Source organism: Bradyrhizobium sp. CCGUVB1N3, from assembly GCF_024199925.1.
Taxonomy (GTDB): Bacteria; Pseudomonadota; Alphaproteobacteria; order Rhizobiales; family Xanthobacteraceae; genus Bradyrhizobium.
On sequence record NZ_JANADR010000001.1, the window covers coordinates 6,114,996 to 6,132,666 of the forward strand.

Consider the following 17,671-nt stretch of genomic DNA (forward strand, 5'->3'; position numbering starts at 1 on the left):
GGATTTTCGTCCCTTCAGCCTATATCTGAGGGCCGTTCTCCACCTCAAATCCGGGTTCCATGACGCCGCCGCGCAAGCTGCACATCAAATCATATGGCTGCCAGATGAACGTCTACGATGCCCAGCGCATGGTCGACACGCTGGCTCCGGATGGATTCGTGGAGACGGCGAGCGCTGAAGACGCCGACCTCGTCATCCTCAACACCTGCCATATCCGCGAGAAGGCATCGGAGAAGGTCTATTCCGAGCTCGGGCGCCTGCGTGTCGCCAAGGACGAGGCGGCACGCGGTGGCCGCACCATGCAGATCGCGGTCGCCGGCTGCGTGGCGCAGGCCGAGGGCGAGGAGATCGTGCGCCGCGCGCCGGTCGTCGATGTCGTGGTGGGCCCGCAGAGCTATCACCATCTGCCGGAGCTGTTGAAGCGCGCAGGCCATGACGGCCGCGCGATAGAGACCGAATTTCCGGCAGCCGACAAGTTCGGCTTCCTCGCCCAGCCAAAGCCTGACGCGATCCGCGCGCGCGGCATTTCCGCCTTCGTTACCGTGCAGGAAGGCTGCGACAAGTTCTGCACCTTCTGCGTCGTGCCCTATACGCGCGGCGCCGAAGTGTCGCGTCCGGTGGCGAAGATCGTCGACGACGTGAAGCGGCTCGCCGACAACGGCGTGCGCGAGCTGACGCTGATCGGCCAGAACGTCAACGCCTATCATGGCGGGGGACCGGACGGACAAAGCTGGCCGCTCGGCAGGCTGCTCGAGCATCTCGCACAGATTCCCGGCATCGCGCGCCTGCGCTATTCGACCAGCCATCCCCGCGACGTCGATGACAGTTTGATTGCGGCCCACCGCGATCTGCCCGGCCTGATGCCGTTCGTGCACCTGCCGGTGCAGTCCGGCTCGGACCGGATCCTGGCGGCCATGAACCGCAAGCATACCGCCGATGATTATCGGAAAGTCATCGACCGTTTCCGGGCTGCCTGCCAAGATATTGCTTTTTCATCAGATTTTATCGTGGGCTTCCCTGGGGAGACCGAGCAAGATTTTCGCGCGACCCTCGCACTGGTCACACAAATCGGCTACGCTGCGGCGTACTCGTTCAAATATTCGGCCCGGCCGGGAACCCCGGCCGCGGATATGCAGGAGACGGTGTCCCTAGTCGAGATGGACCAGCGATTGGAGCGGCTCCAGGAGTTGATCGACGCCCAGCAATCGGCCTTCAACAAGGCTGCGATTGGCACAACCGTTGACGTGCTGTTCGAGCGCGAGGCGCGTAATGCCGGCCAGATCGTGGGCCGCACCGCTTACCTTCAGCCCGCGCATGTGATGGCATCGCCCGACATCATCGGAAAAATCCTGCCGGTTCGCATCGACAGCCTCGAACGCTACAGCCTGCTTGGCGAGCTCGTGACGCCTGAGCTCGCGCAGCGGCCCGCTTTATCGCCAATCGCCACTGGAGCCTGAACCCTTGCCAAAAAGCGCATCGGATTCGTCCTCGCTCGCTCCCAGCCGCAAATTTGACCGCGACATGCAAGTTCCGCCCGAAACCCAGGTCGTCATCGACTTCGATGACAACCGCGCCGCTTCCGCGCTGGTCGGCCCTTACGGGCAGAATCTGGCGCAGATCGAGCGCCGGCTCGGCGTCGTCGTCGATTCCAAGGGCAACCACATCACCATCGGCGGCACGCGCGACGGCTGCGACGCCGCACGGCGCGTGCTGGAGATGCTCTACGCCCAGGCGGTGAAGGGACAGGATCTCGACCAGGGCGAGGTCGAAGGCGCGATCCGCGCCGTGATCGCGCAGGGCTCGCTGTTCGAGTTCGACGCCAAGTCGGCCAAGTCGACCTTCGAAAGCATCAATTTGCGCAAGCGTCCGGTGCGCGCGCGCACCGCCGCACAGGATTCCTACATCCGCGCCCTGAAGCGCCATGAGCTGGTGTTCGGCATCGGCCCCGCCGGCACCGGCAAGACCTGGCTCGCGGTTGCCCATGCCGCGCAGCTGTTCGAGCGCAAGGAAGTCGACAAGATCATCCTGTCGCGCCCGGCGGTGGAAGCCGGCGAGCGGCTCGGCTTCCTGCCCGGCGATCTCCGCGAGAAGGTCGATCCCTATCTGCGCCCGATCTACGACGCGCTCTACGACCTGATGGACGCGCGCATCGTCGAGCGCGCGCTGCAGACCGGCGAGATCGAGATCGCGCCGCTCGCCTTCATGCGCGGCCGCACGCTGACCAATGCCGTGATCATCCTGGACGAGGCGCAAAACACCACCTCGATGCAGATGAAGATGTTCCTGACCCGTCTCGGCGAGAACAGCCGCATGATCGTGACCGGCGATCCGTCGCAGATCGACCTTCCGAACGGCCAGACCTCCGGCCTGTCGGAGGCGACCCGTCTGCTCGGCGGCGTCGAGGGCATTTCACAAGTTCATTTCACCGCCGAGGACGTGATCCGCCACGAGCTCGTGGCGCGGATCGTTGCCGCCTATGAGGGGTCGGCGCAGCGGCCGGCCGCAGGCAAGCCATAGCGAGAAAAGCCGGATCGAAAGACGCAAGACGAGCGCCGCCCGTTCCGAACAACACCATGTCACATTCCAACCTTCCAATGACCGAGGTTCTCGTCGTTGCCGACTGCTGGCAGAACGAGCCCGATGCCGAAGCAGTGATCCAGCGCGCCATCGCCGCGGCGGCGGCTTCCGTCGACGACGACGTCTCGGACGCCGAAGTAGCCGTGATGCTGACCGATGATTCCGGCATCCGCACGCTGAACGGCAACTGGCGCGGCATCGACAAGCCGACCAACGTGCTGTCCTTTCCTGCACTCCAGCCGGAGGGCGAATGGAAGGCCGGCGATGCGCCGCGCATGCTCGGCGACATCGCCATCGCCTATGAGACGCTGCGACGCGAGGCGGACGAGGAACAGAAGCCGTTCGACCACCATTTGAGCCACCTCGCGGTGCACGGTTTCCTGCACCTGATCGGCTACGACCACGAAAACGACGCTGACGCGGAGGAGATGGAAGCGCTCGAACAGGACGTCCTGGCCCAACTCGGTATCCCGGACCCCTATGCAGAGCGCTGACGGATCGATTGAGATGGCGGATTCCGAACCAATCCACGACAATCCGCGCAACACCCGCAACCTGCCCGCGGTGGTGCAGCCGGGCGAGATCGCGCGTCCGACCGCCGAAGGCTGGCTGATCCGCGCCATCCGCACGCTGTTCGGCTGGAAGGCCGGATCGGTCCGCGACGACCTCCAGGTCGTGCTCGATGCCACGACGCCTGACGATGCCGGCTTTTCCGCCGTCGAGCGCACCATGCTGCGCAACATCCTCAACCTGCATGAGCGCCGCATCGCCGACGTCATGGTGCATCGCGCCGACATCATCGCGGTGAAGCGCGACATCCCGCTCGGCGAGCTGATGGACCGCTTCGAGAGCGCAGGCCATTCCCGCTTCGTGGTCTACAACGAGACGCTCGACGATCCCGTCGGCATCGTGCACATCCGCGATCTCCTGACCTTCATGACGGCCAAGGCCCGCGTCTCGGAAGCCACCAAGACCAAACGCAAGAAGCCGCTGCCCGCCGGTCTCGATTTGCGCGCCGTCGACCTCGCGCTGCCGCTGCAGGACGCCCACATCATCCGCAAGCTGCTCTACGTGCCGCCCTCGATGCGGGCGATCGACCTGCTCGCGCAGATGCAGGCTTCGCGCATCCATCTCGCGCTCGTGGTCGACGAATATGGCGGCTCCGACGGGCTGGTCTCGCTCGAGGATATCGTCGAGCAGATCGTCGGCGAGATCGACGACGAGCATGACAGCGACGAGCCGCCGTCGATCGTGCGCCAGCTCGACAATTCCTTCATCGCCGATGCGCGCGCGAGCCTCGACGACGTCCGCTCCGTGATCGGCGAGGATTTCGTTACCGGCGAGGCGGGTGAAGAGGTCGAGACGCTCGGCGGCTATCTCGTCAGCTTCGTCGGCCGCCTGCCGGTGCGCGGCGAGGTGATCTCCGGCCCCGGCAATTACGAGGTCGAAGTGCTCGACGCCGATCCGCGCCGCGTCAAGCGCCTGCGCATTGCGGCTCGCAAGGAACGACCGGCACCGCGCACCCAGCGCGAAAGCCGCCGCCGCGAGGCGTCACCCGATCAAGGAACCCCGCCAACCGGCGACACGCCCAATCCGCCGCCCGGCGACGGAGCCGGCTCGCAGTGACCCCAGCGCAACGACTTCGGATGGTCGCGCTTGCCATCATCCTGACCTGGGGATGGAAGCGCGCGCTCATTGCCATGGCGGCCGGCGCGCTCTCGGTGCTGGCGCTGGCACCGTTCAATGCCTGGCCGGTGCTGTTCCTGACCTTCCCGGTGCTGGTCTGGCTGATCGACGGCGCCGGCGGCGGCCGGTTCGGCGGCGTTCCCGCCGCGGCGCTGACCGGCTACTGGTTCGGGCTCGGCTATTTCGTCCCCGGCCTCTACTGGATCGGCTACGCCTTCTTCGTCGATGCCCAGACCTTTGCCTGGCTGACGCCGTTCGCGGTGCTGGGCCTGCCGGCCTACCTCGCCATCTACACGGCGATCGGATTTGCGCTGGCGCGGCTGCTCTGGACCAAGGACGGCGGGCGCATTCTCGCGCTCGCGGCAAGTCTCACCGTGGCCGAGTGGTTGCGCGGCCATGCCCTGACCGGCTTTCCATGGAACGCCTTCGGCTATGCGCTGTCCGAGCCGCTGCCGCTGGCACAGACCGCGTCGCTGATCGGCCTGTGGGGCATGACGTTCCTGACGGTCGCGATCTTCGCCAGTCCCGCGGTGCTGATCGACCGCACCGCGGATCGGAGAATGCCGTGGCGCGTGCCGGTCGCAGCGATCGCATTGCTGATCGTCATGGGCCTCTTCGGCGCGATCCGCCTGTCGCTGCATCCGACGACGATGGTGGCGGGCGCAAAGCTCCGCCTGATGCAGCCTAACCTCCAGCAGGACGCCAAATTCAACTACTCCGCCAAGGCGGAGGTGATGAAGAAATATCTCGCCCTGTCGGACCGCGCCTCCGGACCTCAGTCGACCGGCGTACGCGATACCACCATCCTGATCTGGCCGGAATCAGCCTTTCCGTTCTTCCTGACCCGCGAAGCCGACGCGATGGCGCAAATCGCGGACCTCCTGCCCAAGGGAACAGTGCTGATCACGGGGTCGGTTCGTGCGCCCGATCTGCCGCCCGGCACGCGAATCACGCGTGCCTATAATTCGATCTATGTGATCGACCACGACGGCAGCGTGCTTTCAGTCTACGACAAGCTGCACCTGGTACCGTTCGGAGAATTTCTTCCCTATCAGGACCTGATGGAGAAGCTCGGCTTCGAGCAACTGACCCGGGTCCAGGGCGGCTTCATTCCCGGCACCGCGCGGCATGCGCTGCCGGTGCCGAGCGCGCCGACCGCGCTACCGCTCATCTGCTACGAGGCCATCTTTCCCGGTGACGTTGCCGGACGCGAAGAACGGCCGGGCTGGATCGTCAACCTGACCAATGACGGCTGGTTCGGAATTTCCACCGGCCCCTACCAGCACATGGAGCAGGCGCGGATGCGCGCCATCGAGCTCGGATTGCCGCTGGTCCGCTCGGCAAATACAGGGGTTTCGGCGGTCGTCGATCCCGTGGGCCGGACCATCGCCAGCCTTGGCCTCGGCATCGAAGGCGTGCTGGATTCGGGCCTGCCCGCTGCGATCCCGCCGACCGTGTATGCCAGGGTCGGCGACATTCCGGCCGCGATCCTCGTCGCGCTCGCCCTCATTCTTGCGGTGCGCAAGCGCGTTGCCAGACGGCTGCCCTGATCGCTGCCGGCGCTGCCGGTAAACTTTTGACAACCGTAATCCACCGGTTGACAGATCGGCGGCCCGCTCCGCATTCTGCCCTTGCTGCACCAAGACAGTGGGGCGTTGCTAAATTTCTCCGCAATGTTTCCCAAAAATCCCAAGAGAGGTTTTGGCGACGTTATCACCTGACGCATACTCCCCTGTTGCGCTAAAGGTGTCTGAGGAGGACAGAGGAGATGTCGAAAGCGCCCAACCCTGTTGACAAATATGTCGGCAGCCGCGTGCGCATGCGCCGCATCATGTTGGGCATGAGCCAGGAGAAGCTTGGCGAAGCGCTTGGCCTGACGTTCCAGCAGATCCAGAAATACGAGAAGGGCACCAACCGGGTCGGCGCGAGCCGCATTCAGCAGATCGCGGAAATCCTCCAGGTACCGGTATCGTTCCTGTTCGAGGGCGGGCCGAGCGGCACGCCGGGCCCCGATGGGTTCAGCGAAGGCGCCTCGCCCTCCTACGTCTCCGACTTTCTCGCCACGTCCGAAGGGCTGGCGCTGACGAAAGCCTTCACCCGGATCACCGATTCCAAGCTGCGCCGCTCGATCGTCGATCTCGTCGAGCAGATCGCCGCCCGCGAAGGTCCCGACAAGCGCTGACGCGCCCTGCATTGGGGCCATGAGGCTGCGCCAAATCCGGCCTTTGTCACGATGTTTGGTCCGCGTATAAGGCGCGCGACCCTCCATGACATTCCTCACCCCGAGGCACAGGCGACGACATGTCCAGCTCAAATCCGTTCGACACTGCGAGCATCCTTGAGGGCATCCGCCACTGGGTGGAGATCGAGACGCCGACGGAAGCGCCTGAGCAGGTCAACAAGCTGATGTCTGTCGTCACCGAGCAGCATCGCGACCTGCCCGTCACGACCGAACGCGTCGCGGGCATCAATGGCTGCGGTGATCATCTCGTGGTGCGCTCGGCATGGGGACAGGACAAACCCGGCATCCTCGTGCTCAGCCATCTCGACACCGTACACCCCATGGGCTTCATCGAGCGCCTGCCCTTCAAGGTCGAGGGCGACAGTGCCTTCGGCCCCGGCATCTACGACATGAAGGGCGGCGCCTATATCGCCCATCACGCCTTCCGCAACCTCTGCGCCACGTCCGACCGCTCGCCGCTCGGCATCACCCACATGTTCACCTCGGACGAGGAGATCGGCAGTCCGACCTCGCGCGCGCTGATCGAAGCGGAAGGACGCAAGGCCAAATATGTTCTGGTGACGGAGCCCGCGCGCGACGGCGGCAAGATCGTCACCGGGCGCAAGGGTGTCGGGCGTTTCGAAGTGTTCATCAAGGGCGTGCCCGCGCATGCGGGCTCGCGGCCCGAGGATGGCCGCAGCGCCATCCGCGAGCTCGCCAACATCATCCACGCACTTGAAGGAATGAACGATCTCGAGCGTGGCGTCACCGTCAATGTCGGCGTGGTGCGCGGTGGCACGCGGCCCAACGTCACGCCGGAAGAAGCCTATGCCGAGGTCGACCTGCGCGTGCTCAGCCATGCCGACGCCGAAGAATTCGTCGGAAAGATTCTTGGACTGACCTCGAAGACCGAAGGCGTCGCCGTCAGGGTCACCGGCGACCTCAACCGACCGCCCTACGAAAAGAGCAATTCCGGCGCGTCGCTCTATGAGCACGCGAAAACGCTGGCGGGCGAGCTCGGCTTCGATCTGATCGACACCCACACCGGCGGCGGCTCGGACGGCAATTTCACCGCGGCCCATACCGCAACGCTCGACGGACTTGGCGTCGACGGCAAGGGCGCGCACACCCATTATGAGCAGCTCTACGTCTCCTCGCTCGAGCCGCGCGCGCGGCTGCTCTATCGCCTGTACCAGACGCTGCGATGAGCGAGCGCAGATCGGATCCGGCTCGCGCTGACGACGGCGAGCGCGCGTTCTTCGGCCGCCGCAAGGGGCACAAGCTCCGCCAGCACCAGGCCGACCTCGTCGCGCATCTGCTGCCGCATCTTGCGCTCGACATCACGCAACAGGCGCCTGCGAATGCGTGCGCGATCTTCGATCCCGCCGCACAAGCGCTGCGGCTCGAGATCGGCTTCGGCGGCGGCGAGCATCTGGCGGCGGAGGCGCAAACCTTTCCGGCCACCGGCTTCATCGGCTGCGAGCCCTATGTCAACGGCATGGCCAAAATCCTCGCGCAGATCGAGGCGCACAATATCGGCAATATCCGCCTGTTCGCAGGCGATGCGGCCGAGCTGCTCACCTGGTTGCCGAGCTCTTCGCTGTCGCGGATCGACCTGATTCATCCCGATCCCTGGCCGAAGCGGCGGCACTGGAAGCGGCGCTTCGTCCAGGACAAGACCATAGCCGCGATGGCGCGCGTGCTGAGAAGCGGCGGAGAATTCCGCTTCGTCTGCGACATCGACGATTACTGCGCCTGGACGCTGTCGCATCTCGCCCGCGCGCCGGATTTCGTCTGGCTCGCCGAGCGCGCCGACGATTTTCGGCAGCCCTGGGAGGGCTACACCATGACGCGCTACGGCAGAAAGGCCGAGCGCGAGGGCCGCAGGGCGGCGTATTTGCGATTCCGGAGAGTCTGAGCCTCAGATCGTCTGACGGCTGCGCCAGAAATTCACGACGCGATCGGCGGTCGACGGCATCAGCTTGGTGAAGTTCATTCGCGCCACCTCGATGTCGGCATCTGCGGGCGCGCGCTGCGGGCCGTACCACAACAGGATCAGGGCGCGCACGGTCGGCCAGCCGAGATTCAAGACCCGGCCCAGGACCAGGATCGGGTCGTAGCGGTCGCCCGCGATCAGACGGTCGAGGACGGAGAGCCTGACGCCGGACATCGCGGACAGCGCAGCGATGGATTCCTCATATTTGTGGGCCTTGGCGAAGCCGAGCAGCGCGCTTTCGCCGAGATGGCCTTCGCGATTGAGACCGAGCACGGTGCGCTGCGCTGCCGAGAAGTCGCGCCGCGGACCTTGCGGCAGCGAGGCCTCTTCGATCTCGTTCATCGCCCGCCTGATCTCCATCTGGCGCGCAGGCTTGACCACGCTCGACAGACGACGGCGGATGACATCGAGCGTTCCGCCCAGAAGCTCCTTGAGCTGGTCGCCGGAGAGATCGTCGCGCTGGCCGATCTTGAGCGTCAGCACACCGTCCTGCGCCGCGCGCTTGATCAGCTCCGAATAGCCTCCTGCCGAGAACATCGCACCGGCGTTGCCGGCAGCACGCCGCACCACGTCGCGATCGCCGCGCTCGACCAGCACATCGGTGATCTCTGCGGACAGGACGGGCCGCTCGGTCATGGCGAGAAGGTGGCCCTGACCTTTCAGGCGCGCGATCTCGATCAGCGCGGCCTCGTCGAGCATCGGCGAGCGGCGCAGCACGGGGCCCGCCACCTGAATTTCGTTTTCGCGCGCGAGCTGACCGACGAGATGGCGCGGCGCGTTCCCCACGCGCGAAAACCGTTCGGCGAGATCGATGCGCGCCGTCAGATCGGCATGCGGAACGAGGTCGATCAGGAGATTGTCGAAGAGATCGACGAGATCAGGCCTGAGCTTGGCGGCGTCCTGGAAGAACAGTGCGGCGATGGCGCGCGCAATGTCGCTGCGACGCCTGGGGTCGCCGCGCCTGACGATCTCGTCCAGTCCGGGAATGAGCGACGTGGCAACGGTCATGAAACGCAAACTCGCATTGGGCACGCCGGGAGTACACGAGAAGCCTTAAAATGCACCGCCAGCAGGCAATTTAGGCCATCCTTGGTGAAGGAACGGTTAGGCCGGGGACCGCATAAAAAGGCGCTCCTGGGGTGGCCGGGCCTTGTCGAGAGGGGCAAAAAGCGCTATATCCCCGCCAACTTATCTTCTCATACGATCGGTATTGAGAGTGGGCCCGGAAGGACCCGCTCTTTTTTATTACCTGCATCGACGACGAGATCGGGCGACCACGTTGGTAAGGGTCGACCGACCCCACGAGTTCCCTAAGCAGCTTAAAGCAAGCGTTAACCACTAGAAGCGTCTTGACCCCTGATATGATCGAACCGAGCCCTGGTTCCACAGATACCGAGCTATTGGCCGAGCCGCGGCTCGTGGTCGAGCCGGGCGTGGCCGCGCGGGTCTCGGCGATCGCGGGCCCCGTGCTGCAAGGCATGGGCTATCGCCTGGTGCGAATCCGCATCTCCGGGGAAGCCGGCTGCACGGTCCAGGTCATGGCGGAGCGGCCGGACGGCTCGATGCAGATCGAGGATTGCGAGGCGATCTCGCGGGCGCTGTCGCCGGTGCTCGACGTCGCCGATCCCATCGACCGCGCCTATCGGCTGGAGATTTCCTCGCCGGGTATCGACCGCCCGCTGGTGCGCCGCTCCGATTTCGAGCGCCATCTGGGGCATCTGCTGAAGATCGAGATGGCCGTCGCCCATGACGGTCGCAAGCGCTTCCGCGGCACCATTGCCGGCATCGAAGGCGACCGCGTTCGCATCACGCGCGACGAGGTCAAGGCGGGCGAGGATGCCGACCTTCTCCTGGTGATGGAGGATATCGGCGAGGCGCGGCTGGTTCTGACCGATGAGCTGATCGCGCAGTCCATGCGCCGGGGCAAGGCGCAGGAGCGCGAGATGCGCCGCAATCTCGGCCTGGAGCCGCCGCAACCGGCGCACGCCAAGATCAGCGAACAGACGACCAAGAACACCAAGCCGAAAAAGAAGCCGGCACCGAAGAACACCAAGCAACATCGCCTGGCCGCCGAACGTGCGCGGCGCGGCGAAATCGAGCCTGACGAAGGAGACTAGCCATGGCAGTCAGCGCCAATCGACTTGAATTGCTGCAGATCGCCGACGCCGTTGCGCGCGAGAAATCGATCGACCGCGGCATCGTCATTGCCGCGATGGAGGACGCCATCGCGAAGGCGGCGCGCGCCCGTTACGGCAGCGAGACCGACGTTCACGCCGAGATCGATCCCAAGAAGGGCGAGCTCCGGCTGTCGCGCCACATGCTGGTCGTCGACAAGGTCGAAAATCACTCCAACCAGATTTCACTGGTCGATGCGCAGCGCGCCAATCCCGGCGCCCAGGTCGGCGACACCATTGCCGACACGCTGCCGCCGCTGGAATATGGTCGCATCGCCGCGCAGTCGGCCAAGCAGGTCATCGTGCAGAAGGTGCGCGAGGCCGAGCGCGACCGGCAGTACCAGGAATTCAAGGACCGCATCGGCGACATCGTCAACGGCGTCGTCAAGCGCGTCGAATATGGCAGCGTGATCGTCGATCTCGGCCGTGGCGAAGCCATCATCCGCCGCGACGAGATGCTGCCGCGCGAAGTGTTCCGCAATGGCGACCGCGTCCGCGCCTATATCTTCGACGTGCGCCGTGAGACCCGCGGCCCGCAGATCTTCCTGTCCCGCACCCATCCGCAGTTCATGGCGAAGCTGTTCGCGCAGGAAGTGCCGGAAATCTATGACGGCATCGTCGAGATCAAGGCGGTGGCCCGCGATCCCGGCTCGCGCGCGAAAATCGGCGTGATTTCCCGCGATTCCTCGGTCGATCCGGTCGGCGCCTGCGTCGGTATGCGCGGCTCGCGCGTGCAGGCCGTGGTGAACGAATTGCAGGGCGAGAAGATCGACATCATCCCCTGGTCGCCGGATATCGCGACCTTCGTGGTCAACGCGCTGGCGCCGGCCGAAGTGTCCAAGGTGGTCATCGACGAGGACCGCGAGCGCATCGAGGTCGTCGTTCCCGACCAAAACAACCAGCTGTCGCTGGCGATCGGCCGTCGCGGCCAGAACGTCCGCCTCGCCTCGCAGCTCACCGGCTGGGACATCGACATCCTGACCGAGCAGGAGGAATCCGAGCGCCGCCAGGCCGACTTCGAGAACTCCACCCGCGTCTTCATGGAATCGCTCAATGTCGACGAAGTGGTCGGTCAGTTGCTGGCGTCCGAAGGCTTCACCTCGGTCGAGGAACTGGCGATGGTCGACGTCAAGGAACTCGCGGGCATCGAAGGTTTCGACGAGGAGACCGCGCAGGAGCTGCAGAACCGCGCGCGCGAATATCTCGATCAGCAGGAAGCCGAACTCGAGGCCAAGCGCAAGGAACTCGGCGTCGAGGACGCCGTCAAGGATGTGCCCGGCGTCACCTCGAAGATGCTGGTGAAGTTCGGCGAGAACGACATCAAGACCGTCGACGACCTCGCCGGCTGCGCCACCGACGATCTGGTCGGCTGGACCGAACGCAAGGAGGGCGGCGAGCAGACCAAGCATACCGGCGCGCTCGATGGCATCGACATCTCCCGCGACGATGCGGAAGCGATGATCATGCAGGCGCGCGTCAAGGCCGGCTGGATCACCGAGGCCGACCTCGCCAAGCCCGCTGAGGACGCCGAGGCGTCCGAACAGCAGCCGGCTTAAGGGCAATCAGGAGATGTCGCCCGGATGCTTGCCAGCACTGACCCCGAACTCGACCATGGACCGCGGACCGAAAGGTCCGCGACCATGCGCATGTGCGTGGTCAGTCGAAAGGTCCGGCCGATCGACGAGCTGATCCGCTTCGTCGTTTCACCCCAGGGCGACATTGTTCCCGACCTCAAGCGCAAGCTGCCCGGCCGGGGTATGTGGATATCGGCTTCGCGGCAGGCGGTTGCGGAAGCCGTGCGCCGTCACCATTTTAAAAAAGCCTTCAAGCGCGACCTGCGCATTCCTCCGACGCTTCCCGCTGATACGGAAACGCTCCTGGTTCGGAGCGTGACCGAGGCACTGGCGATTGTAGCCAAAGCGGGCCAAGTCGTGGCCGGCTTCGGCAAGGTCGAAAGTGCGCTTCGGGAGGGGGCGGTTGCAGCCCTGATCCACGCCAGTGACGGGGCCGAGGACGGAAACCGCAAATTGGGCGCGCTGGCGCGGCAAAATGAGGGGAAACGCGGCGACAAGCCGCAAATTCCCGTCGTCACCGCATTGAAATCGGCAGAATTGGATTTGGCACTGGGCAGGTCAAATGTGATACATGCTGCGCTGCTCGCGGGCCCGGCGAGCAGGACATTCCTGTCACGTAGCCAGATGCTGGTCCGATACCGGATGGCGGACGATGACGAGACTGCCGAAAAGCGCGGCCAGGATTTCTGAAGACAAACGACGACCGGTATGACGGTGCGGCAACGCACAACGACAACAAGATCAGGATTAGGACTGCTGAATGGTTGATACCAAGACCCCTGGCGACAAGAAGCTGAGCGTTCCGAGCAAGACGCTGACGCTCAAGCCGCGCGTCGAAACGGGCACCGTGCGCCAGAGCTTCAGCCATGGCCGCAGCAAGCAGGTTGTGGTCGAGAAGCGCGGCAAGCGCCGGATCGGAGACACCGGTCCCGAGCCGCACGTGCCTGAGGTCGCAAAGCCCGCGCCGGCGGCACCTGCCCCGCGCCCGGCCGCACCGCCCCCTGCCCCGCCGCGCAACGCCAATTCCGGCGTGGTGCTGCGCACCCTGACCGAGGACGAACGTTCCGCCCGCGCCAGCGCGCTGGCCGACGCCAAGCTGCGTGAGGTCGAGGAGCGCCGCCAGGCCGAAGAGGAGGCCCAGCGCCGCGCCGTCCGCGAAACCGCCGAGCGCGCCGAGCGCGAGGCTGCGGAAGCCCGCCGCAAGGCCGAGGACGAACGTCATCGCCACGAAGACGAAGCCAAGCGGAAGGCCGAGATCGAGGCCAAGAAACGTTTTGGCGAAGGCGAGCAGCCGCAATCTGCCGCACGTACTGCGACGGCGGCACCGGCGGCTCCTGCGCCGCGACCCGGGACGGCCAGTGCACGGCCGACGGCCTCCGCGGCCCGGCCCGCAACGACCACACAGCGGCCGGCCGGCCCTCCAGGTCGCGCTCCCGCAGTCGCGGCCGGACCGGACGAGGACGAGGGTCCGCGCCAGATCCGTCGCGGTCCCGGCGGCGCCGCGCGTCCTGTGGCAGCCCCCAAGACCACCCACAAGCCCGGCCCGCAGAAGGAGCGCGGCCGCCTGACGGTCGTCACCGCGCTCAATGCCGACGAGGTGCGCGAGCGCTCGATCGCCTCGTTCCGCCGCCGCACCCAGCGACTGAAGGGCCACGCCTCGAACGAGCCGAAGGAAAAGCTGATCCGCGAGGTGATCATCCCGGAGGCGATCACCATCCAGGAACTCGCCAACCGCATGTCCGAGCGCGCGGTCGACGTCATCCGCATGCTGATGAAGCAGGGCGCGATGCACAAGATCACCGACGTGATCGACGCCGACACCGCGCAGCTCATCGCCGAGGAGCTCGGTCACACGGTGAAGCGTGTTGCCGCCTCCGACGTCGAAGAGGGCCTGTTCGACGTCGTCGACGATTCCACCGATACCGAGACGCGTTCGCCGGTCGTGACCGTGATGGGCCACGTCGACCACGGCAAGACCTCGCTGCTCGACGCGCTCCGTCACGCCAACGTGGTCTCGGGCGAAGCCGGCGGCATCACCCAGCATATCGGCGCCTATCAGGTGACTTCGCCCGAAACCGGCAAGAAGATCACCTTCATCGACACGCCCGGCCACGCCGCGTTCACCGCAATGCGCGCCCGCGGCGCCAAGGTCACCGACATCGTCGTGCTGGTGGTCGCGGCCGACGACGGCGTGATGCCGCAGACGGTCGAGGCCATCAACCACGCCAAGGCGGCGCGGGTGCCGATCATCGTGGCGATCAACAAGATCGACAAGCCCGATGCCAAGCCCGAGCGCGTGCGCACCGAGCTGCTCCAGCACGAGGTGCAGGTCGAGTCGTTCGGCGGCGAAGTGGTCGACGTCGAGGTCTCCGCCAAGAACAAGACCAATCTCGACAAGCTCCTGGAGATGATCGCGCTGCAGGCCGAAATTCTCGACCTGAAGACCAATTCGCAGCGCCCGGCCGAAGGCACCGTGATCGAGGCCAAGCTCGATCGCGGCCGCGGCCCGGTCGCGACCGTGCTGGTCCAGCGCGGCACCTTGCAGGTCGGTGACATTATCGTCGCCGGCGCCGAGATGGGTCGCGTCCGCGCGCTCATTTCGGATCAGGGCGAGACGGTGGACGAGGCCGGCCCTTCCGTGCCGGTCGAGGTGCTCGGCTTCAACGGCCCGCCCGAGGCCGGCGATCGTCTCGCGGTCGTCGAGAACGAAGCCCGCGCCCGCCAGATCACCAGCTACCGCGCGCACCAGAAGCGCGAGAACGCGGCAGCCTCGATCTCCGGCATGCGCGGCTCGCTCGAGCAGATGATGTCGCAGTTGAAGACCGCGGGCCGCAAGGAGTTCCCGCTGATCGTCAAGGCCGACGTGCAGGGTTCGCTCGAAGCGATCCTCGGCTCGCTCGAGAAGCTCGGCACCGAGGAAGTCGCAGCCCGCATCCTGCATGCTGGTGTCGGCGGCATCTCGGAATCCGACGTCACGCTCGCGGAAGGCTTCAACGCCGCGATCATCGGCTTCTCGGTTCGCGCCAACAAGGAGGCGGCCGCGGCTGCCAAGCGCAACGGCATCGAGATCCGCTACTACAACATCATCTACGACCTCGTGGATGACGTGAAGAAGGCGATGAGCGGCCTGCTCGCGCCGACCTTGCGCGAAACCATGCTGGGCAATGCCGAGATCCTGGAGATCTTCAACATCTCCAAGGTCGGCAAGGTCGCCGGCTGCCGCGTCACCGACGGCACCGTGGAACGCGGCGCCAATGTGCGCCTGATCCGCGACAACGTCGTCGTGCACGAAGGCAAGCTGTCGACGCTGAAGCGCTTCAAGGACGAAGTGAAGGAAGTGCAGGCCGGCCAGGAATGCGGCATGGCCTTCGAGAGCTACCACGACATGCGCGTGGGCGACGTGATCGAGTGTTATCGAGTGGAGACGATCCAGCGCTCCCTGTAAGTCCAAATCTTACCGAAGCGCCCGGATCTTTTTGAACTGAAATTGCGAGAGCGCGATGGCCGGATTCATTCCGGCCATCGACGTCTCGTTCGTTTCAACATGACAAACGACAATGCCCGTGTCCCATCACGGGCATGACGAGGTGATTTTCAAAGAATGCCCCGCCACCATCAGAAAAAGAGCTCCGCGCCCGGCGGCTCGCAGCGGCAGTTGCGCGTCGGCGAGCAGGTTCGCCATGCGATGGCCGATATTCTGGCGCACGGCAGTGCGCATGATGCGGATCTCGAAGGCCACATCATCACCGTGCCGGAGGTACGGATGTCGCCGGATTTGAAGCTCGCGACCATCTACGTGATGCCGCTCGGCGGCCGCGACACCGAGCGCGTGATTGCCGCGCTCGATCGCAACAAGAAATTCCTGCGCGGCGAAGTCGCGCGGCGCGTTAACCTGAAATTTGCACCTGACATTCGCTTCCGCGTCGACGAGCGATTCGACGAAGCGGAACGGATCGAGAAATTATTGCGAACGCCTGCGGTGCAAAAAGACCTGGAACAGGATCCGGATTCGGATCGGGAAGAAGAACAGTGATGACGGACCCGGCTCACGGTGCAATCGGCACCGAAGACGCTGATTCGCGCGACGTGCAGAAAAATAATTTTGCCGAGCTGCGCGGCGACGCCACGCCGCATTCGCAGGAGCGCCGCGTCAACAACGATCCGCGCGCCAAGCAGCAGAAGAACAATCAGCCGCGCCGCGACCGGCGCGACGTGCACGGCTGGGTCGTGCTCGACAAGCCGATCGGAATGACCTCGACGCAGGCTGTTGCCGTGGTGAAGCGTCTGTTCCAGGCCAAGCGCGCCGGCCACGCCGGCACGCTCGACCCGCTCGCCTCCGGCGGCCTGCCGATCGCGCTCGGGGAGGCCACCAAGACCGTGCCCTTCGTGATGGACGGCCGCAAGCGCTACCGCTTCACCGTCTGCTGGGGCGAGGAGCGCGATACCGACGATATCGAGGGCCGGGCGACCGCCACCTCCGACCAGCGCCCGACCCGCGAGGCCATCCTGGCGCTGCTGCCCCGATTCACCGGCGTCATCGAGCAGGTCCCACCGCGCTATTCCGCGATCAAGGTCCAGGGCGAGCGTGCCTACGACCTGGCACGCGACGGCGAGGTTGTGGAACTGGCCCCCCGCCCAGTCGAGATCCACCATTTATCCCTTGTAGATCAACCAGATAACGATCGAGCGGTATTCGAGGCCGAATGCGGCAAGGGGACCTATGTCCGTGCGCTGGCCCGGGATATGGGCCGGCTTCTCGGCACTTACGGCCATATTTGCGCGCTGCGGCGGACCCTGGTCGGCCCATTTGGCGAGAACGACATGATTCTGCTGGATCAGTTGGAGGCTTTGTGCCATAGAGCCGCGTCCGGCGAGGGCAGCCTCGCCGACGCGCTTTTGCCCGTTGAGACCGCGCTGGACGACATCCCGGCACTGGCCGTCACTCGGGCTGATGCGGCAAGGCTCCATCGGGGCCAGGCCGTTTTGTTGCGCGGACGGGATGCGCCCAATTGTAGTGGCACAGTCTATGTCACGGTGGCAGGCCGTCTTTTGGCGCTTGCTGAAGTTGGCAATGGCGAAATCATCCCCAAGCGTGTGTTCAACCTGACCGGCCTGACTGCCAGCGCCGGTCGCAACGAGAGAAATTGACGATGTCGATTGCCGCAGAACGCAAAGCGGAAGTCATCAAGACGAATGCCACCAAGGCCGGCGACACCGGCTCGCCCGAGGTCCAGGTCGCGATCCTTTCGGAACGCATCAACAACCTCACGAACCATTTCAAGACCCACGTGAAGGACAACCATTCGCGCCGTGGCCTCTTGAAGCTCGTGTCGACGCGCCGTTCGCTCCTCGACTATCTGAAGAAGAGGGACGAGGCGCGATACAAGGCGCTGCTCGAGAAGCACAACATTCGTCGTTAAGAGCTCTTGCGCGCGCCACCGGC

16 protein-coding genes are annotated in these 17,671 nt (G+C 65.1%); 15 read left to right on the plus strand and 1 reads right to left on the minus strand.

Annotated elements, in window-relative coordinates:
• The first annotated feature begins 59 nt into the window (after positions 1-59).
• The 8 genes from miaB to trmB all read left to right on the plus strand — a co-directional run bounded on the left by miaB (position 60) and on the right by trmB (position 8,402).
• On the plus strand, positions 60-1,457 hold the full coding sequence (miaB, locus tag NLM33_RS29155) for a tRNA (N6-isopentenyl adenosine(37)-C2)-methylthiotransferase MiaB (RefSeq protein WP_254101276.1): 1,398 nt from the start codon (positions 60-62) through the stop codon (positions 1,455-1,457).
• A gap of 64 nt (positions 1,458-1,521) precedes the next feature.
• Positions 1,522-2,517: a PhoH family protein gene (locus tag NLM33_RS29160; protein WP_254101278.1), complete on the plus strand. Its 996-nt coding sequence runs from the start codon at positions 1,522-1,524 to the stop codon at positions 2,515-2,517.
• 56 nt (positions 2,518-2,573) lie between these two features.
• Positions 2,574-3,071 (plus strand): rRNA maturation RNase YbeY, encoded by a 498-nt coding sequence (gene ybeY, locus NLM33_RS29165; protein WP_254101280.1) that lies wholly within the window; start codon positions 2,574-2,576, stop codon positions 3,069-3,071.
• A gap of 13 nt (positions 3,072-3,084) precedes the next feature.
• Complete coding sequence (locus tag NLM33_RS29170; protein ID WP_254101282.1) at positions 3,085-4,203, plus strand: hemolysin family protein; 1,119 nt, start codon at positions 3,085-3,087, stop codon at positions 4,201-4,203.
• Complete coding sequence (gene lnt, locus NLM33_RS29175; protein ID WP_254101284.1) at positions 4,200-5,813, plus strand: apolipoprotein N-acyltransferase; 1,614 nt, start codon at positions 4,200-4,202, stop codon at positions 5,811-5,813. Before NLM33_RS29170 ends, lnt begins: the two co-directional genes overlap by 4 nt.
• A gap of 218 nt (positions 5,814-6,031) precedes the next feature.
• The gene (locus tag NLM33_RS29180) at positions 6,032-6,445 is read left to right on the plus strand and encodes a helix-turn-helix domain-containing protein (RefSeq protein ID WP_027550026.1); all 414 of its coding nucleotides are present in this window, start codon (positions 6,032-6,034) and stop codon (positions 6,443-6,445) included.
• A gap of 119 nt (positions 6,446-6,564) precedes the next feature.
• Complete coding sequence (locus NLM33_RS29185) at positions 6,565-7,692, plus strand: M20 family metallopeptidase (protein ID WP_254101286.1); 1,128 nt, start codon at positions 6,565-6,567, stop codon at positions 7,690-7,692.
• Positions 7,689-8,402, plus strand: coding sequence for a tRNA (guanosine(46)-N7)-methyltransferase TrmB (gene trmB / locus NLM33_RS29190; protein WP_254101288.1), 714 nt, complete (start codon positions 7,689-7,691; stop codon positions 8,400-8,402). Before NLM33_RS29185 ends, trmB begins: the two co-directional genes overlap by 4 nt.
• A gap of 3 nt (positions 8,403-8,405) precedes the next feature.
• On the opposite strand, the gene NLM33_RS29195 is transcribed toward trmB, so the two are convergent.
• The gene (locus tag NLM33_RS29195; protein WP_254101290.1) at positions 8,406-9,488 is read right to left on the minus strand and encodes a DUF2336 domain-containing protein; all 1,083 of its coding nucleotides are present in this window, start codon (positions 9,486-9,488) and stop codon (positions 8,406-8,408) included.
• A gap of 353 nt (positions 9,489-9,841) precedes the next feature.
• Between NLM33_RS29195 and rimP the strand changes: the two genes are divergently transcribed.
• From rimP to rpsO, 7 genes are all read left to right on the plus strand, one after another.
• Entirely contained in the window at positions 9,842-10,597 is a 756-nt protein-coding gene (rimP, locus tag NLM33_RS29200; RefSeq protein WP_254101292.1) for a ribosome maturation factor RimP, read from the plus strand.
• A gap of 2 nt (positions 10,598-10,599) precedes the next feature.
• A complete protein-coding gene (gene nusA / locus NLM33_RS29205) occupies positions 10,600-12,210 on the plus strand; it encodes a transcription termination factor NusA (RefSeq protein ID WP_254101294.1) in 1,611 nt (536 codons plus the stop codon).
• A gap of 24 nt (positions 12,211-12,234) precedes the next feature.
• Positions 12,235-12,918: an RNA-binding protein gene (locus NLM33_RS29210; RefSeq protein ID WP_254101296.1), complete on the plus strand. Its 684-nt coding sequence runs from the start codon at positions 12,235-12,237 to the stop codon at positions 12,916-12,918.
• A 70-nt stretch (positions 12,919-12,988) separates the two neighbouring features.
• Complete coding sequence (gene infB / locus NLM33_RS29215) at positions 12,989-15,673, plus strand: translation initiation factor IF-2 (protein WP_254101298.1); 2,685 nt, start codon at positions 12,989-12,991, stop codon at positions 15,671-15,673.
• Between the two features lie 156 nt (positions 15,674-15,829).
• Positions 15,830-16,261, plus strand: a complete 432-nt coding sequence (gene rbfA, locus NLM33_RS29220; protein ID WP_254101300.1) for a 30S ribosome-binding factor RbfA — start codon at positions 15,830-15,832, stop codon at positions 16,259-16,261.
• The gene (gene truB / locus NLM33_RS29225; protein WP_254101302.1) at positions 16,258-17,376 is read left to right on the plus strand and encodes a tRNA pseudouridine(55) synthase TruB; all 1,119 of its coding nucleotides are present in this window, start codon (positions 16,258-16,260) and stop codon (positions 17,374-17,376) included. Before rbfA ends, truB begins: the two co-directional genes overlap by 4 nt.
• A gap of 2 nt (positions 17,377-17,378) precedes the next feature.
• The gene (rpsO, locus tag NLM33_RS29230; protein ID WP_018644188.1) at positions 17,379-17,648 is read left to right on the plus strand and encodes a 30S ribosomal protein S15; all 270 of its coding nucleotides are present in this window, start codon (positions 17,379-17,381) and stop codon (positions 17,646-17,648) included.
• The last annotated feature ends 23 nt before the right edge of the window (positions 17,649-17,671 follow it).

What these genes read in the sequence shown, in the direction of transcription:
- trmB (WP_254101288.1), top strand. Translation starts at nt 7,689, where the DNA reads ATGAGCGAGCGCAGATCGGATCCGGCTCGCGCTGACGACGGCGAGCGC.
- NLM33_RS29195 (WP_254101290.1), bottom strand. Translation starts at nt 9,488, where the DNA reads ATGACCGTTGCCACGTCGCTCATTCCCGGACTGGACGAGATCGTCAGG.
- NLM33_RS29160 (WP_254101278.1), top strand. Translation starts at nt 1,522, where the DNA reads ATGCAAGTTCCGCCCGAAACCCAGGTCGTCATCGACTTCGATGACAAC.
- NLM33_RS29210 (WP_254101296.1), top strand. Translation starts at nt 12,235, where the DNA reads ATGCTTGCCAGCACTGACCCCGAACTCGACCATGGACCGCGGACCGAA.
- NLM33_RS29185 (WP_254101286.1), top strand. Translation starts at nt 6,565, where the DNA reads ATGTCCAGCTCAAATCCGTTCGACACTGCGAGCATCCTTGAGGGCATC.
- rbfA (WP_254101300.1), top strand. Translation starts at nt 15,830, where the DNA reads ATGCCCCGCCACCATCAGAAAAAGAGCTCCGCGCCCGGCGGCTCGCAG.
- miaB (WP_254101276.1), top strand. Translation starts at nt 60, where the DNA reads ATGACGCCGCCGCGCAAGCTGCACATCAAATCATATGGCTGCCAGATG.
- ybeY (WP_254101280.1), top strand. Translation starts at nt 2,574, where the DNA reads ATGTCACATTCCAACCTTCCAATGACCGAGGTTCTCGTCGTTGCCGAC.
- NLM33_RS29170 (WP_254101282.1), top strand. Translation starts at nt 3,085, where the DNA reads ATGGCGGATTCCGAACCAATCCACGACAATCCGCGCAACACCCGCAAC.
- infB (WP_254101298.1), top strand. Translation starts at nt 12,989, where the DNA reads ATGGTTGATACCAAGACCCCTGGCGACAAGAAGCTGAGCGTTCCGAGC.
- rpsO (WP_018644188.1), top strand. Translation starts at nt 17,379, where the DNA reads ATGTCGATTGCCGCAGAACGCAAAGCGGAAGTCATCAAGACGAATGCC.
- nusA (WP_254101294.1), top strand. Translation starts at nt 10,600, where the DNA reads ATGGCAGTCAGCGCCAATCGACTTGAATTGCTGCAGATCGCCGACGCC.
- NLM33_RS29180 (WP_027550026.1), top strand. Translation starts at nt 6,032, where the DNA reads ATGTCGAAAGCGCCCAACCCTGTTGACAAATATGTCGGCAGCCGCGTG.
- rimP (WP_254101292.1), top strand. Translation starts at nt 9,842, where the DNA reads ATGATCGAACCGAGCCCTGGTTCCACAGATACCGAGCTATTGGCCGAG.